This window comes from uncultured Chloroflexus sp. (assembly GCF_937951745.1).
Classification (GTDB): Bacteria; Chloroflexota; Chloroflexia; order Chloroflexales; family Chloroflexaceae; genus Chloroflexus.
In genome coordinates this window covers 1-15449 of the sequence record NZ_CALFBQ010000081.1, presented here as the reverse complement: position 1 = coordinate 15449, position 15449 = coordinate 1, and the positions used below count along the sequence as shown (strand labels likewise).

Annotated in this window: 10 protein-coding genes; 8 read left to right on the top strand and 2 right to left on the bottom strand. The window is 58.2% G+C overall.

Going from position 1 to position 15449, the window contains the following annotated elements; all coding sequences use genetic code 11:
• A partial coding sequence (argG, locus tag Q1A59_RS16880) for an argininosuccinate synthase (protein WP_299645276.1) occupies positions 1 to 1240 on the top strand: 1240 nt, incomplete at its 5' end.
• Positions 1241 to 1384: 144 nt separating this feature from the next.
• Here argG and Q1A59_RS16875 read toward each other — a convergent pair.
• The gene (locus Q1A59_RS16875) at positions 1385 to 2473 is read right to left on the bottom strand and encodes an STAS domain-containing protein (protein ID WP_298402375.1); all 1089 of its coding nucleotides are present in this window, start codon (positions 2471 to 2473) and stop codon (positions 1385 to 1387) included.
• Between the two features lie 95 nt (positions 2474 to 2568).
• Positions 2569 to 2868 carry an STAS domain-containing protein gene (locus Q1A59_RS16870; protein WP_298402390.1) on the bottom strand — a complete coding sequence of 100 codons (300 nt, stop codon included), beginning with the start codon at positions 2866 to 2868 and terminating at the stop codon, positions 2569 to 2571.
• Between the two features lie 1045 nt (positions 2869 to 3913).
• Between Q1A59_RS16870 and Q1A59_RS16865 the strand changes: the two genes are divergently transcribed.
• The 7 genes from Q1A59_RS16865 (at position 3914) to Q1A59_RS16835 (ending at position 15282) form a co-directional block, all read left to right on the top strand.
• Positions 3914 to 5485 (top strand): hypothetical protein, encoded by a 1572-nt coding sequence (locus Q1A59_RS16865; protein WP_299645275.1) that lies wholly within the window; start codon positions 3914 to 3916, stop codon positions 5483 to 5485.
• Positions 5486 to 5634: 149 nt separating this feature from the next.
• A complete protein-coding gene (locus tag Q1A59_RS16860) occupies positions 5635 to 8319 on the top strand; it encodes a flagellar filament outer layer protein FlaA (RefSeq protein ID WP_298402372.1) in 2685 nt (894 codons plus the stop codon).
• 465 nt (positions 8320 to 8784) lie between these two features.
• On the top strand, positions 8785 to 10062 hold the full coding sequence (locus Q1A59_RS16855) for an extracellular solute-binding protein (protein WP_298402389.1): 1278 nt from the start codon (positions 8785 to 8787) through the stop codon (positions 10060 to 10062).
• A gap of 165 nt (positions 10063 to 10227) precedes the next feature.
• On the top strand, positions 10228 to 11448 hold the full coding sequence (locus Q1A59_RS16850; RefSeq protein WP_298402370.1) for a carbohydrate ABC transporter permease: 1221 nt from the start codon (positions 10228 to 10230) through the stop codon (positions 11446 to 11448).
• Positions 11445 to 12290 carry a sugar ABC transporter permease gene (locus Q1A59_RS16845; protein ID WP_298402368.1) on the top strand — a complete coding sequence of 282 codons (846 nt, stop codon included), beginning with the start codon at positions 11445 to 11447 and terminating at the stop codon, positions 12288 to 12290. Before Q1A59_RS16850 ends, Q1A59_RS16845 begins: the two co-directional genes overlap by 4 nt.
• Positions 12291 to 12296: 6 nt before the next feature.
• Positions 12297 to 14432, top strand: a complete 2136-nt coding sequence (locus Q1A59_RS16840; protein WP_298490517.1) for a transcriptional regulator — start codon at positions 12297 to 12299, stop codon at positions 14430 to 14432.
• Between the two features lie 46 nt (positions 14433 to 14478).
• Entirely contained in the window at positions 14479 to 15282 is an 804-nt protein-coding gene (locus Q1A59_RS16835) for an alpha/beta hydrolase (RefSeq protein ID WP_298402364.1), read from the top strand.
• Positions 15283 to 15449: the final 167 nt, after the last annotated feature.

Sequence of the window (15449 nt, the reverse complement as noted above, 5' to 3'; positions counted from 1 at the left end):
CCCCTACGCCTATACCGCTCATCTTGGCCAGCCCGACGAACCTGATTACGAAGATATTCCGCGCCGGGCCTTAATGTACGGCGCTGAGGCGGCGCGCCTGATCGATTGCCGCCACCAGTTGGTGGCCGAGGGCTTGGCCGCGCTCCAGTGCGGTGCGTTCCACATTTCCACCGCTGGTTTGCCCTATTTTAACACTACCCCACTGGGCCGCGCTGTTACTGGCACGATGCTGGTGGCGGCGATGCGTGAAGATGGCGTCAATATTTGGGGTGATGGCAGCACCTACAAGGGCAATGATATTGAGCGGTTCTACCGTTACGGCCTGCTTGTTAACCCCGATTTGCGCATCTATAAGCCATGGCTTGACCAAGCCTTTATCGACGAATTGGGCGGGCGGGCCGAGATGTCGGCCTATCTGAGCCGGGCTGGTCTTGAATACCGCATGCCGGCTGAAAAGGCCTATTCGACCGACTCGAATATGCTGGGCGCGACTCACGAGGCTAAGGATCTCGAATTCCTCGACCGCAATATCACGATTGTCAACCCGATTATGGGAGTCGCCTTCTGGCGCTCTGACGTGCAGATCGAGTATGAAGAGGTACGGATTACCTTTGAAGAGGGCTTTCCGGTGGCGATTAACGGCGTGACCTTCCCCGATCATGTCGCCTTAATGGCCGAGGCCAATCGGATTGGCGGGCGGCATGGGCTGGGCATGAGTGATCAGATCGAGAATCGGATTATCGAGGCCAAGAGCCGCGGGATCTACGAAGCGCCGGGTATGGCGTTGCTCTTCATCGCTTACGAGCGGTTGGTGACCGGTATTCACAACGAAGATACCATTGATCAGTACCGCGAGTACGGGCGCAAACTGGGCCGTTTGCTCTACGCCGGGCGCTGGTTTGATCCGCAGGCGATGATGATCCGCGAATCGTTGCAGCGCTGGGTGGCGCGCTTGATCACCGGTGAAGTGACAATCGGTCTGCGTCGTGGCAATGATTACTCGATTCTCGATACCAGTTCACCGAACCTGACGTATGATCCGAGCCGGTTGACGATGGAGAAGGGCGAAGCCAGCTTTACCCCGCAAGACCGGATTGGCCAGTTGCATATGCGCAATAACGATATTGCTGACACGCGCAAGAAGCTGATGGTCTACTTGCGAACCGGTTTGCTCGGCGATAGTGGGGTGTTGCCGCAGCTCGCCCCGCCGGCTGGCGCAGAGGATGCACCATCAGCGTGAACCATACGCTGCCGCGCTTTCCTTGCTTGTGCTTGATGATGCAGACACGTAAACGCCCCCTTTTCCCGCACTGTGGGAGAAGGGGGCAAAGGGGACGAGGGCCAATCATCCCAACCGATTCGTGTTGGTTGAGTTTTTTCGCGGCTATGACCGCTTCGTCAACGCCGCCTGCAACGTGCTAAACGTGCGAATATTGCTCAAATCCACCCCAAGCGAAACCAGCGTCTGGGCCACTTCGGGTCGGATACCAGCCAGCATCACCCGCGTCCCCATCAACCGTGCCGCTTCCACTAACTGAATCAGCCCCTTGGCCACCTGTGTATCGATCACCGGTACGCCGGTGACATCGATCAGCAGTTCATGCGCACCGGTCTGTTCAATCTGTTCAAGGGCATGCTGCTGCATATTACTCAGGCGCGCAGTGTCAATTGCGCCGATCAGCGGCATCACGAGAGTTGTATCGCGCACTGGCAGCACCGGCACGCTTAGCTCGCGAATAACTTGCCGCTGTTGTTCATTCTCGGCTAGCAAGCGGGCCTGTTCCGCCGCACGCAGCTCAAGATCGCGCAAAGCGGTTTGCAACGCCGACGTGCGCTGCGCGACTTGCGTTTCCAAGCTGGCATTCAACTCTGCCAACCGAGCCGCGCTCTGCCGTGCCTCCTCGCGCAGCCGCCGTGCCTCTTGCAATGCGCTATCGGTAATGTTTCCGCCGACAAAGATGAAGAGCGCAGCGCCGATTTGCAAAAAGATCGCCGCCGCCTCTAGTGAGGTTTCCAGCGCGTCGGCGAACAGCGGTATTCCGGCAATGCTCCACGCAGTGAATAACCCCACGACATTGATCGCCAAGACCATCCATATCAGTGCCGGGCGCAGCGCTAAGCCGGCTACGAGCAAGACAAGAATCAGATAAAACGGTGAGGTAAATGGGCTGGTTGGCGAGGCTTTAATCGCGATTGAAGCTAAGATGGGCAGGATAATAAAGGTGATTAACATGAAACCGCCGAGATTGACCCGGCCCAATCGGGTAACGACGATAGTACCAAGATAGGCGGTTATTCCAATCGCAATAATGATAACCCCGCTGAGCGCAGCATCGCTAAGGAAGCTGATCGGAATGGCCAGCACTGCTAACCCAATCATCACCAGCGCCATCACGATCGTGGTGCGACCTCGGCGCAGATCATCTTCATTCGTGCTTTGGATCTGGGTTAGCCACGTAAAGAAGGATTGCATAGCGGCTCCTGCAAGCATGCGTGAGGAACGATCTGTAATCTCAATGATACCTGTTCCGGTATCGCGTTGCTAAGTGCTGCATGTTGTCTAACTACCTACCGTTGAACTAACGCTGCCTGTAATATGCTCACAGTGCGAATCTCTTGGGGGTTAATACCGAGACTCACCAAGATCTGTGCTGCTTCCGGTCTGATTCCAGCCAATGTGACCTGCGCTCCCATCAGCCGGGCAGAGGCGACGAGGTGCAGCAAGCCTTGCGCAACCTGTGGATCGATGGTCGGTACGCCAGTGATATCGAGCAGCAGATCGTGCGCGCCGGTCTGGGCAATCTGGCGGAGCGCCTGTCGTTGCAGATCGGCGAGCCGCGCCGGATCGAGCGGGCCAATCAGTGGCATGACCAAGGTCATATCGCGCATCGACAAGATTCGGTACGCTCAGATCGCGGATGACCTGCTGCCGCTGCTCACTCTCGGCTAGCAAGCGGGCTTGTGCCGCCACGTGCTGCTCGAGATCGCGCAACGTCGTTTCCAATGCTGCGGTACGCTCCGCGATTTCCGTTTCCAACTTAGCATTGAGCGCTGTGAACCGGCAGGCGTTCCGGCTTGCCTCTTCGTGCAACCGGCACGTTTCACGCAACGCCTGCTTAGTCGTGCGCCCGCCAACGAAGGCAAAGAGAGTCGTGCCAGACAGCAACAAGATCGCGACATTTTGGAGCGCGCCTTCAGAGGGGCTGACCAACAGCGGAATGCCAGTAAGCTGCCATGCCCTGAGCAAGCCGGACAGATTGAAGAGGAACGTTATCCACACCAATGCCGGTTTGAGCACTAACCAAGCGATGATGATGGGAAAGGTCAGAAAGAAGGGAGAACTGTAAGAGGTGGCGTTATCGTTTGCAGAGCCAAACGTGGCCATCAGTGTGAGCAATGAAATAGTGACTACAAAGATGACCCCGCTTACCGCTACCAACCCTCTTTGGGCAAGAATCGTCACCGTCGTGTAAACGACCAGCCCGATCAGATTGATCGCGATAAGCTCAAATGTGGTTTGCGTCACTGTAATCACCACTAACGGAATCGCGATGATCGCCATGGCATTGACAAACAGCGCTAATACCACAATGATCCGCCCGCGCCGGACAATATCTTCGTTAGTGTGCTGAATCTGCATCAACCATGGGAGCAACGATCCCATTCTACCTCCTCCGAAGATAGAGCTGCGTAACGTGGCTTGCCAACCTTATTGTACATCGCCACTGAGTTGAAATAGCTTTTTCCAATGTAGATTAGTACGCTGCTCCTATCTCTTGTCGTCGCCGTATGCCCCTCCTTGTATCGCAACGACGGGACTCTTTCGCCCCTCGGAATCTGCACCTCGGCAAGCTACAGTGAAATCAAGAAACGGCTTTGCCACTCACTCTCATTCTATCCGAGCGAGGCCGCTATGCGTACTAAACTTCTTCTCAGCCTGCTGCTTTGCTTAGTCTTAGCGCCTATCGTTACCCTTCAGGCTGCTCCTAGTACGGAACCCAACCTACCGCTGCCGGCTGATGATGTATTGCTTGCCCCAGCGCCGGCATCACTCGCGTTTGCCGTCGATGACGAACAAGACCTGCGCTTGCCGAGCCAATACCTTGCTGGCCGGGTTGCAGTACGCATCGTGTTGCCAGAAAGCACTGGCGCACTTGATCGTTCAAGCGAAGATTGGACTGAGACCCAGATCGAACAGGTTATGGCTGAAGTTCGTGCTGCCCTCGATTGGTGGCGCGAACGGTTGCCAGCGGCTCGGCTTGAGTTTGATGTAGTAGTGCAAGTTGTGCCAACCCGCTACGAGCCGATCCGCTATGGCTTGGCGCAAGAGGGTCTTTGGATTAGTGATGTCTTGCGGACATTGGGCTACACGAGCAACAACTATTTTGAGCAAGCCTTCCAAGCCGTGTTTGACTTGCGTGACCAGCGTGGCGCTGATTGGGCAACAATGATCTTTATTGTCAATAGTGCGCGTGATGATGGTTACTTCGCCGATGGCCGCTTCGCGTATGCGTATCTCCATGGCCCCTTTAGTGTGGTCACTTCTGACGGCGGCCCGTATACTACGCAGTGGCTGCGCGCAGTGATTGCCCACGAATTCGCCCATCTCTTTGGCGCGCTTGATCAGTACAGCGCCGCCGGAGTCAGGTGTGATCAGCGCAGCGGTTATCTGTTCACCCCCACGACCAACAGTATGTTCAATGACTGTGGTACAAACGAACCGAGCATCATGCGCGAACTGATCAACAGCTTTGTCAACGGCGCGATTGACGCCTCGGCGCGGGCGCAGCTTGGGTATCGCGATAGCGATGGCGATGGGATCATTGATGTGCTCGATACGATGCCGTCGCTGACGCTTACTACCGTACAGCAAGAACCGGGCCAGCGTCTGCTGGTTGAGCTGGTGGCGCGTGATGTGCCATACCCCTCGCCGGTGCAACCTGATGCCACCATTAATCCAATCACTGCGATAGAGTATCGTGTGGATCAGAGCGACTGGCAATTCGTTGAGCCAGTGGATGGTACGTACAATAGTGTTCGTGAGCTGGCGCAGATTGAGCTGCCACTCTACGATGGCGAGTATGTGGTTGAGTTTCGCGCACTCAATCTAGCCGGCAATGCCTCTGCGATCATCACGCAAACGGTGACGGTCAGCGGGCTTGGGCCGGCGCCGGAATACCGCTTGTCTACGCCGGCCTATCTCAATGGCCAGCATCTCATTATTCACGCGCAAGCGCCAGCAGCGACCAAAGCGGTTGAAATCAGCACGCGCCGTGACTTTGCCAATGCGATGCGCCTGCCATACGCGTCCGAGATTGCGCTGCCGTTAGACAGTGTGCCCTCGCTTACCGCCAATACGGATCTCCTGACTACGATGTACGTGCGCTTTATCGATGGAGCTGGCTGGCCGTCGCTGGCCTACGCCGTGCCAATTGAAACGCCTCCGGCGCAACACCACGTGCTGATCCCGCTCGTATCGCGGTAATCTGGATCATATCAACGCTGATACGCAACCGCCGGCCAATCGCAAAGTATGGCCGGCGCAAAATTTTGCAAAAAGTGTTACCGTCTCGGGTTTGCCAAACCGGTATACTACGGTTGTCGATCCTGTGGTAGTTTGGAGAGGAATGCAGTATGCGTTATACTCGCCATCTCAGCCTGTTACTGCTGGTTGGAGTGCTACTGACTGGCTGGCTTGCCGTGGCGCCGGTCGCACAATCGGCGAACCCATCGGTCTTTGGCGCGAATACCCACATCGCCGCTAGCTACCCCTTCCCCGACTCGCTGAACCGACCCGCCGATGTGATTGCCCAGAGCGGTTTGGGCTGGGTGCGCGAGGAGTTTCAATGGGGCCGGATCGAACCACGTCCCGGCCAATTTGATTGGACGTTCACCGATCGGGCGGTGAATGAATTGGTGCAACGCGGCGTCAACATCGTCGGCCTGCTCAACCCGGCGGTGGGTTGGGGCACACCCGATCCGGCTGACGACAACATCCCGCCTGAGCAAGGCAGCTTTTACCCGCCTGATCCGCAACTCTTTGCCAAGTTTGCCGCTACTGTAGTCAACCGATACAAAGACCGGGTGCGCTACTGGCAGGTGTGGAACGAACCAGACAACCCAGTATACTGGCGGCCCTCACCCAACCCGGCAGCGTATGCTGGGCTGTTGCGCGCAGTCTATCCTGCCATCAAAGGCGCTGATCCGGGGGCAATGGTGCTGGCAGCCGGTATTGTCTCGCCTGAACCAGCCGGATCGTTCTTGCAAGTCATCGCCGACAACGGCGCGTGGAACTCATTCGACATCATTGCGCTGCATCCCTATACCGATCCGCTTGGCCCGGAGGCTGGCTCGATTGATACGGTCGGGATCGGCGCGATTCAGACGTTAGCCGCCCGGCTCGGCCCCAAACCGATTTGGGTGACCGAATTCGGCTGGGCCGACAGCCCGACCGATCGCACCGGCGAGCGGGCGTTTGATGGGGAAACGCAGGCAAACTATCTGATCCGGGCGATGGCGCTGTTGCGGCAGGCTGGCGTCGAGCGGATCATCATGTACCGCTTCAAAGACATGCAACTGCGCAACGGCACGCCGTTTAACGCCTATGGCCTCTTGCGCTACGGCAGTGGGCAAGGCGATTATAGCCAATTCAAACCAGCCTTCAACGCCTTTCGCACGCTTAACCAGCAGGTAGGCGGGCGGCAGCCGCTCGGTTTGCGCCGGTTGAGCGAAGCGCGGGTCGCGTTTGACTTTGAGCGAGCGATCGCGTGGCAGACCTTCCCCGCCGGTAATGGCTCGATTAGCCAGAGCAGCGCGCAAGTGCGCAGCGGCGGCAGTGCGGCTGAGGTGCGGTATCGTTTCACCACTGCTGGCAACGATTACGTCAGCTTCACGCCGCGCGAAGCCATTACGTTCCCTGCCGGCACGACCCAAATTGGGCTTTGGGTGTATGGCGACGGCAGCAGTTTCGATCTCAAAGTGCAACTGCGCGATGCGCAAGGCGAAATTCTGCAATACCGGCTCGGCAAGATCGGCCCTCCCGGCTGGCAGGAACTGGTGGCGGCGGTGAATGGCCCCGTCGAGCCGGGCAACCAGATTCGCTTTGTCGATGGCAAACTCGACGGCGAGATTGCGTTGCAGGCGATCGTGATTGACGACGACCCCGACAGCCGCACCGGTGAGGGCGTGATGTACCTCGACGATCTGACCGGCTACAGTGGGCCGGAAGCCTACGCTGCCCGCTTTGCCGCTGATCGCGGTGTGGTCGAAGTCATCTGGGCAGTGGATGGTGGGCAGGTGCGCATCCCTAGTGCCGATACCGAAGTAACGATCATTGACCGCGATGGCAGCCAGCGTCGGCAAGCCGCAGCGGGAGGAGTTCTGACTCTTGATGTCGGCCCGCGCCCGATCTACCTCATCTACCAGCCGGGAGCGGCTCAGCCGCAGCCGCAGCCACCGTCGCCACCGCAGCCTCCGGTGAGCGGCGGCTTTGTGCCGGCCAATGGCGCCTTTGCCGACGATGCGATGCGCAACGTCTGGCAGCGCACTGACCAACCGGTGGCTGGCGGCGCGCCGGGTCTGCGCCCGCGTTCGTGGATTTGGGGGCCGCAACCGATTAGCGGCGCGATGCGCGAACCATACGTGCAAAGCCCCGGTGGTAGCCGCTTAGTGCAATATTTTGACAAGAGCCGGATGGAGATCAACAACCCGGAGGCACCACGCAACCAGTGGTACGTCACAAACGGTTTGCTCGTCGTCGAGATGTTGACCGGGCGGGTACAGCTTGGCGATGCCCAATTTGAAGAGCGCGCGCCGGCCACCGAAGCAGTAGCCGGCGATCCGGCCAGCATCAATCCCAACGCACCCACCTATGCTACGTTGCGCAACGTCGCCTTCCCGGTCAACCAACACCGCGCACCCGATCAAACCGGGCAAGTTGTGACCGCCTTCCTCAACCGCGACGGCTTGGTGGTTGATCGACCCGATCTGGCCCGCTACGACGTGCGGATTGGCAGTTACGAATCGACTCTCGGCCACAATATCCCGCAAGTCTTCCTCGACTACTTCGCCCAACAGGGAGTCGTGTTTGAGAATGGCCGGTATGTGAACCGCCAGATCATCGACTGGCTCTTCGTGATGGGCTTGCCAATTAGCGAACCATATTGGGCGCGAGTTAAGGTCGGCGGCATCGAGAAAGATGTGCTGATGCAGGCCTTTGAACGGCGGGTGCTGACCTACACTCCTGACAACGATCCGAATTGGCGGGTCGAGATGGGTAATGTCGGACAGCATTATGTGCGCTGGCGGTACGGCCCGTAAGGGTATCGCGACGCGATACCCTTACATCCTTACGGGCCGCTACATGGCGGGGCAATGTTACATCATTGCCTCGCTGTGCTATTGTATTCTGCGGTATAATTACTTGCACCTACTTGACAGGGGTGCAGGAATGAGGTATAGTTGTGCTCGAAAAGGTTGTATATAAAACAATGTCTAGCACAACTATTGTCATCAAGCGCAGGGAAGGGAAACATCCCCAAATACCCTTTGGCTAGCTCCTTGCCTGACAACGGCGAGTAGCAACGCCGGCCTCTTATTCATACGTGTTCTCCTTCTCGGCTGCGCGTGATGCGCTCCTGTTACATGAACAGAAAGGAGGTGGATCGGATTCAATCGCTGCATACCGCTCAGTTACTGCCGGATTCGTTTACCCATTATCACAAATTTTCCTTTACCGTGCTGTCGTCGTCGTAGACACAGTTAAGGAGTACAACCGTGAATGCAATGAAGCGTGCCTTGATCGCAGTGTTTCTCGCCGCAGCCATGATGCTTGTGGCGTGTGGCGGCGGCCAGACCGCGCAGCCGACCGCTGCTCCGGCTGCGCAGCCGACCGCTGCTCCGGCTACGCAGCCGACCGCTGCTCCGGCTGCGCAGCAAGTGACCATCCGTATTTGGCACCAGTGGGATGGCGCCTACCTCACCGCGATTGAGCAGGCGTTCCGCGACTACGAGGCTTCACACCCAAACGTAAAGATTGACCTCTCGAAGCCCGAAGACGTGAGCAACGCGCTCAACGTGGCTATCCCGGCCGGTGAAGGCCCCGATATCATCGGTTGGGCCAATGACCAGATTGGCCAGCAGGCGCTGGTAGGTAATATCGTCGCCCTCAATGACTACGGTATCACCGAAGATTTCCTGCGCAGCACCTACGAGCCAGCGGCAGTCAACGGTGTGATCTGGCAAGACAAGATCTGGGCGCTGCCAGAGACGCAGGAAGGTATTGCGCTGATCTATAACAAGAAGGTGATCGGCGATATGAAGCTGCCGGGCACCCTCGATGAGCTGTTGCAGATGGCGAAGGATTTCCGCGCGGCCAACCCCGACAAGACGCTGGTCTGCAATCAGGGCTTTGGCGGCAGCGATGCCTATCACGTTGCGCCGATCTACTTCGGCTATGGCGTGCCCAGCTACGTTGACGATGAGGGCAATGTCTACGTTAATACCCCTGAAATGATCAAGGGCGGCGAGTGGCTGGCCGAAATGAGCAAAGTCTCGTTCAGCGAGCAGAGCTACGACATCTGCAAGGCAGCGCTGGCTGAAGGCAAAGCGGCGATGTGGTGGACCGGCCCGTGGGCGATTGCCGGTATCGAACAAGATGGTGTTGATTACGGCATTCTGCCGCTGGGCAAGCCGTTCGTCGGCATTAAGACCCTTATGCTGACCCGCAATGCGGTTGAGCGCGGCAATGCTGAAGTGGCGCTTGACATCATGAAATACTTCACCAGCGCCGAGGTACAGGCAAAGCTGGCGCTGACCAACAAGACGGTGCCGGCGGCGACTGCAGCATTGCAGAATCCGGAAGTGGCGGCGTTGCCGACGCTGGCGGGCTTTGGCGCGGCGTTGAATGCTGGTGTGCCAATGGCTAACACGCCGTTTGCCTCGGCCCAGTGGGGTCCGGTGGGTGATGCGAGCGTGGCCATTTGGACGGGCACGCAGTCGCCGGCTGACGCGCTGGCTGCTGCTGCGCAGGCGATTGAAGCTGCGATTATGCAGATGAAGTAAGTGGCGGTGCGGGGTGAGAATTGCTTTCTTACCCCGCAGTATTGTCAATGGCGATTATCAACTTGAGCCGGACAACAGTGTCCGGCTCACTAACTACCGCCGCGCCGGTCGGGCGCCCGGCAGCCGCTCAACGGCCTTCCGGTTGCTTCCAGTGAGGTAACGCACATGGTGTCGTGGTCTAATCGCCGTAAGGCGCTCACCGTTTTGCTCTTTACCGGTCCTACCATTATTGGTATTCTGCTGTTTAATATTTATCCTATTCTGCTCAGCGTCTATACCTCGTTTACCAATCGTAATCGCTTCCGCCCCAATCCCGATTGCGAAATCTTCCTCACCGGTTTGCTTGACCCGTTGTGTTGGCCGCAGTTCCGCACCAGTACGCCAGTAGGTCTAGGGCAGCCGTACCGCTTGCAAGACCCAATCTACGCTAATTACGCGAATCTGATTGGTAACCTCTTCACGCCGGAAGCGCTCGGCGCTATGGTGGCGATTGCCCTCTGCTTCGTACCGCTGATTGCTGCTTCATTTGTTAATCGTCGCCTCAACCAGATGTTAGAACCGCCGGTTGCGCCGTCGATGGTATGGCTGGGGGCGTTAGTGTTGGGCTTCATTCTGGCCGCCGTGGTCAATGTGGCGCAAGCGTATGACACCCTGATGCGTACTGGCGATTTTGTAGTGGTGGTTTTCCGTACCTTGCTCTTCGTGATCGCGCGGGTACCGTTTAGCTTTTTGCTCGGCTTAACGTTTGCGTTGATCTTGAATAGTGATAACCTTCCCGGACGCACCCTCTTCCGGGTGTTGCTGTTTGTGCCATGGGCAGCCTCATCACTGGCGATTTTGATGGCCCTGATTTGGCAGTTCTTCTTTCGCGAGCAAGGCACGCTCAATCAAGTGTTGACTTTGTTCGGTTTTTCCGGGATGTCATGGTTGCGTGATCCGGTAAGTGCGTTTTTGATTGTGGTGCTGGTCGATACGTGGTTCTCGTACCCCTTCTTTATGATTGTGATCCTCGGCGCGTTACAGTCGGTGCCTCGTGATGTTTATGAAGCGGCTGAACTTGATGGCGCGTCGTGGTGGCAACAATTAACGCGCATTACCTTGCCGTTGATCCGGCCAGCGGTATTGCCGGCCACGGTGCTGACCTCGATCACCGCGTTTCAGATGTTTGGCACGGTGTGGGCCATCACGCAGGGCGGCCCAATTAGCGAGGTTGGCCGGCCCGGCGCAACTGAGTTTGTGATTGTCTACGCTTATAAGCAAATCTTCCAAACCCAGAATTACGGGAATGCGACTGCCTTTGCCGTCATTCTCTTCATCTTCCTCTTCACCGCGACGCTCTACAGCCTGCGGCTGACGCGCATCACGAAAGGGGCTTACGAGTCATGATCCGCAAACCTACTCGACCAGTCCTCATCTTGCAGTACACTATCCTCATTCTCGGGGTGTTGTTTGCTGTCTACCCGCTGTGGTTTGCTTTTCTGGCTTCGGGCCGCACCGGCGACCGGCTGTATACACTCAACCTGCTTGGGATGTTTATCCCTACCGAGTGGACGTTTGAGAATTATCGAGCGATGATCTTTGACCGGCCGCTACTGACGTGGTTGCGGAATAGCTTGTATGTGGCGGGTGTGACAACAGTCGCCTCGCTGGTGATTACCACCTCGGCGGCGTTTGCGTTTTCGCGGTTTAAGTTTTATGGTCGCGAGTTTGCCCTCATCCTCCTGTTGGCTATTCAAACCTTCCCCGGTGTCTTGAGTCTCGTCGCAGTGGCACAGTTGCTGACGGCGCTCGGCTTATACGGCAAGCACGAAGGTCTGATCCTTGCTTACACAACCGGCACGCTGGTTTTTAGCACGTGGAATATGAAGGGCTATTTCGATACGATCCCAATCGAGCTAGAAGAAGCTGCAATGATTGATGGCTGCGGGCCGATCCAGTCATTTATCTTGATCGCGTTGCCGCTGGCGCGTCCGGCTTTAGCGGTTACGGCCCTGCTTGGCTTTCTGGCTGGTTGGGGTGATTATATCTTTGCCTCAGTGTTGGTGCCGGCTCCCGACAATATGAAGTTAGTGGTACCCGGTCTCTTCAGCTTGGCCAACAGCCAGAGCGTGCCGTGGGGCAACTTTGCCGCCGGCGGGTTGTTGATTATTCTGCCAACGATCATTGTCTTCTTGATGCTCCAGCGCTTCCTCGTGTCGGGGTTGACGGTTGGCGGTGTTAAGGGATAAACAACCGTGAACGCTACTGTATCGCGCGGCTGGCTGATCAGCGTGATTGTGCTGGCCGCGCTGCTCCGTTTGTGGGCCGCGTTAGCGCTGCCGCCCGATTTTGATGAGCCGGTGTATGTAGGGGCGGCGCTCGATTATGCGCGCCTGATCCGGCAGGGCGATTGGATGGGAGTGATCGATTATCCCGGCAATCGCCAGCATCCGGCGCTCTCCAAGCTGGTCTACGCCGGTGGGGCGCTGCTGTTGGGCGAGAGCGCCAACCAAACGACTGTTCTCTTAGTGGCGCGATTGATTTCGGCGCTGTTTGGCACACTCGCAGTTGCGTTGTTGGCGTTCAGCGCCGGCCCGCTGGCCGCCGGCTTACTTGCCGTCCATACCCTAACGATCAAATACACGGCGCAGGCGTATCTTGAGGCGCTGCCGCTGGCGCTTGTGGTGGCGGCCATCGGCGCATGGCAACACGCTTGCCAGCCAGCAACGCGCCACCGGCGTAGATGGTTATGGATCGGTACCATGGCATGGGGTTTGGCAACGGCGGCCAAGATGTCCTACACGATTGTTGCTCTGCCGGCGATGATCATGCTTGCGCTGGCTGCGTTGCGCGTTGAGGTAACTGCACAGCCGCAAGAACGCAGGGGGTTGGTATGGTATGCGCTGCGGTTGGGGGAGGTGGCCGGCCTTGCATTGCTTATTTTCGCGCTTGCTAACCCAACGATCTGGCGTGAGCCGGTGACTCGCCTCACTACCATGGCCGGTTTCTGGACGGCGTACACCCACGGGAGCGAGGTGCAAGTCGCCGGCTATCCGTGGTACCAACCACTGATCTGGATCGCGACAGCGCCGGCGGTTGAATGGCACCCCGAAGTCTTCTTCTTCCCCGGCCCTGATCCTTGGCTGACCCTGCTGGCCTTGATCGGTCTGCCCGCCGCGTGGCGCAATCCGCAACGCCGCTATCTTGCCGTCTGGTTCGTGAGCGGCTTGCTGATCCTGCTCTGGTGGCCGGTTAAATGGCCGCAGTATGCGCTCACGCTGGTCATTCCCATTGCGCTGTTGGCGGCGCCGGTCTTGGGCCGGATCGTAACGTGGCTGCGCGATCTGGATGAGTATTGGGGTTGGAGCGAGATCATGTTTCTACGACCGCCCCGCTCTGCGTGGATCGCGCTGGCGCTTTTGGTTGGGTTTATCGCTGCCGTCTACGGCACAGCATTAGTGATGGTTACGCTCGGAAGTATTGGCTGGAACGCGATCGCGCCGGGCGCCGGCGGGTTGCCGCCGGGAGCGGTATACGCTATTCAACCGTTGCGCGATGGGCGCGTGGCGATAGGTAGTGAGACCGGGTTGGTCATCTGGCAAGCACCGGCAGTGAGCGAAGATCCACCGCTTTGGACACGCCTGCCACTAGGGCGAGTCTATGCATTGGCCGAGACCGAATCCGGCTTGTGGGCAGCAAGTAATCGTGGCTTAGCATTAGTAGCTGCTGATGGGAGCTGGGAGTGGCAGACGCCAACGCTCGGCGGCCAGCGCGATCTGGTGGTCCGCACGGTCGTCGCTGGCCCAGACGGCACGCTCTGGCTAGGCACTAGCTCCGGCGGCGCAGTGCGTTATGCTGATGGGCGCTGGCAGCCGTTGCCCCAAGCGGCGCGTGGCGGTTTGGCGCTTGCGATTGCACTCGATCCCGCCGGCACAGTGTGGTTTGGCGGGCTTGGCGTCGTCAGCCGCTACACGCCGGCCACCGGTGGCTGGCAGCATTTTGATCGCGCCGATGGGTTCGGCGGGGCAGGAATCTCGGCTATTCTGGTTGATCACAACGGCATCGTGTGGGTAGCGACGCTGGGTGAAGGTCTAGCGCGGTGGGATGGTACGCGCTGGGAGTGGTTGACCACCGCCAACCGACAGTTGCCGGCGCAGACGATCACGACCTTACTCGAGCCGGCTCCTAACGAACTATGGGTCGGCGCGGCCCGTCCGCTCACCACCGGCGGTTTTCTGCTCCGTTACGATGGCCACACGTGGCGCAACTTTCTACCGCGCGACTCTGGTTTTACCGGCGCTGAACCGCTGGCGTTGGCAGTTGATCAGCGACGGGTGCTCTGGATCGGCACCCGCGCCGATGGGGTGATCACATACCAGTTAGGGCGGTAATATTGCAGCGATGGCCTAGCGGGCCATCTTGACAAAAGGAAATAGGATGCCTCTTGTTCGCCATACGACTATCACGAGCCGTTACGTTCCATCACGCCCCGTTGATGTCTGGACGCCGGCAGCGATTGGTGATCAACGCCTGCCGGTTATCTACATGCACGACGGCCAAAATCTGTTTGATCCCGCCCTCCGGGACGATGGCGAGGTCTGGGCGGTTGATCGGGCGATTGAACGGCTGCGCGCCGAGCGAGGCTGGCCCGGCGCGATTGTGGTTGGGATTTGGTGTACCGATCGACGCTGGCGCGAGTACGCACCGCAACAACCGTTCGCGGCCCTCCGCCAGACGCGCGGTTGGGAAGGCATTATCGAGCGAATGGGCGGCGAGCCGGTGTCGGATATGTATCTGGCCTATCTGGTCGAAGAGATTAAGCCGTTTATTGATGCTCACTATCCTACCCTGCCCGATCAAGCCAATACCTTCATTATGGGATCGAGCATGGGCGGGTTGATCTCGCTCTACGGTCTCTGCCGCTATCCAGCAGTCTTTCACGGTGCGGGGTGTCTCTCGACCCACTGGCCGGTGGGCGGCAATATCTTGGTTGATGAACTAGCTGCGCTCTTGCCGCCACCGGGCCGCCACCGCTTCTACTTCGATTACGGCACGGTTGGCCTTGACGCCGAATATGAGCCGTTCCAGCAGAGGATGGACGAGTGGATGCGGCGGGCTGGTTACCAGCACGGTCACGATTGGATCACGCGCAAATTTCCCGGCGCGGATCACAACGAGGCGGCATGGCGGGCACGGGTGGCTGAGTTGATCGCGTTTGTGGCGTTGGGAGGAGATAAATAGCGGTATGCAATGATATGGTGCGTCTGTCATTGCGAGGGGGCGCAGCCCCCGCAGATGCAACATACGGGAGATGGGAGGACAGGAAGCACGCCTGCGCAGGATTCATCCGTGCTCGCGGGAGATTGCTTCGCCGCACTGCGCTCGGCTTGCAACGACAACCGGCGAGC

What these genes read in the sequence shown, in the direction of transcription:
- Q1A59_RS16835 (WP_298402364.1), top strand. Translation starts at nt 14,479, where the DNA reads ATGCCTCTTGTTCGCCATACGACTATCACGAGCCGTTACGTTCCATCA.
- Q1A59_RS16855 (WP_298402389.1), top strand. Translation starts at nt 8,785, where the DNA reads ATGAAGCGTGCCTTGATCGCAGTGTTTCTCGCCGCAGCCATGATGCTT.
- Q1A59_RS16865 (WP_299645275.1), top strand. Translation starts at nt 3,914, where the DNA reads ATGCGTACTAAACTTCTTCTCAGCCTGCTGCTTTGCTTAGTCTTAGCG.
- Q1A59_RS16875 (WP_298402375.1), bottom strand. Translation starts at nt 2,473, where the DNA reads ATGCAATCCTTCTTTACGTGGCTAACCCAGATCCAAAGCACGAATGAA.
- Q1A59_RS16870 (WP_298402390.1), bottom strand. Translation starts at nt 2,868, where the DNA reads ATGCCACTGATTGGCCCGCTCGATCCGGCGCGGCTCGCCGATCTGCAA.
- Q1A59_RS16850 (WP_298402370.1), top strand. Translation starts at nt 10,228, where the DNA reads ATGGTGTCGTGGTCTAATCGCCGTAAGGCGCTCACCGTTTTGCTCTTT.
- Q1A59_RS16845 (WP_298402368.1), top strand. Translation starts at nt 11,445, where the DNA reads ATGATCCGCAAACCTACTCGACCAGTCCTCATCTTGCAGTACACTATC.
- Q1A59_RS16860 (WP_298402372.1), top strand. Translation starts at nt 5,635, where the DNA reads ATGCGTTATACTCGCCATCTCAGCCTGTTACTGCTGGTTGGAGTGCTA.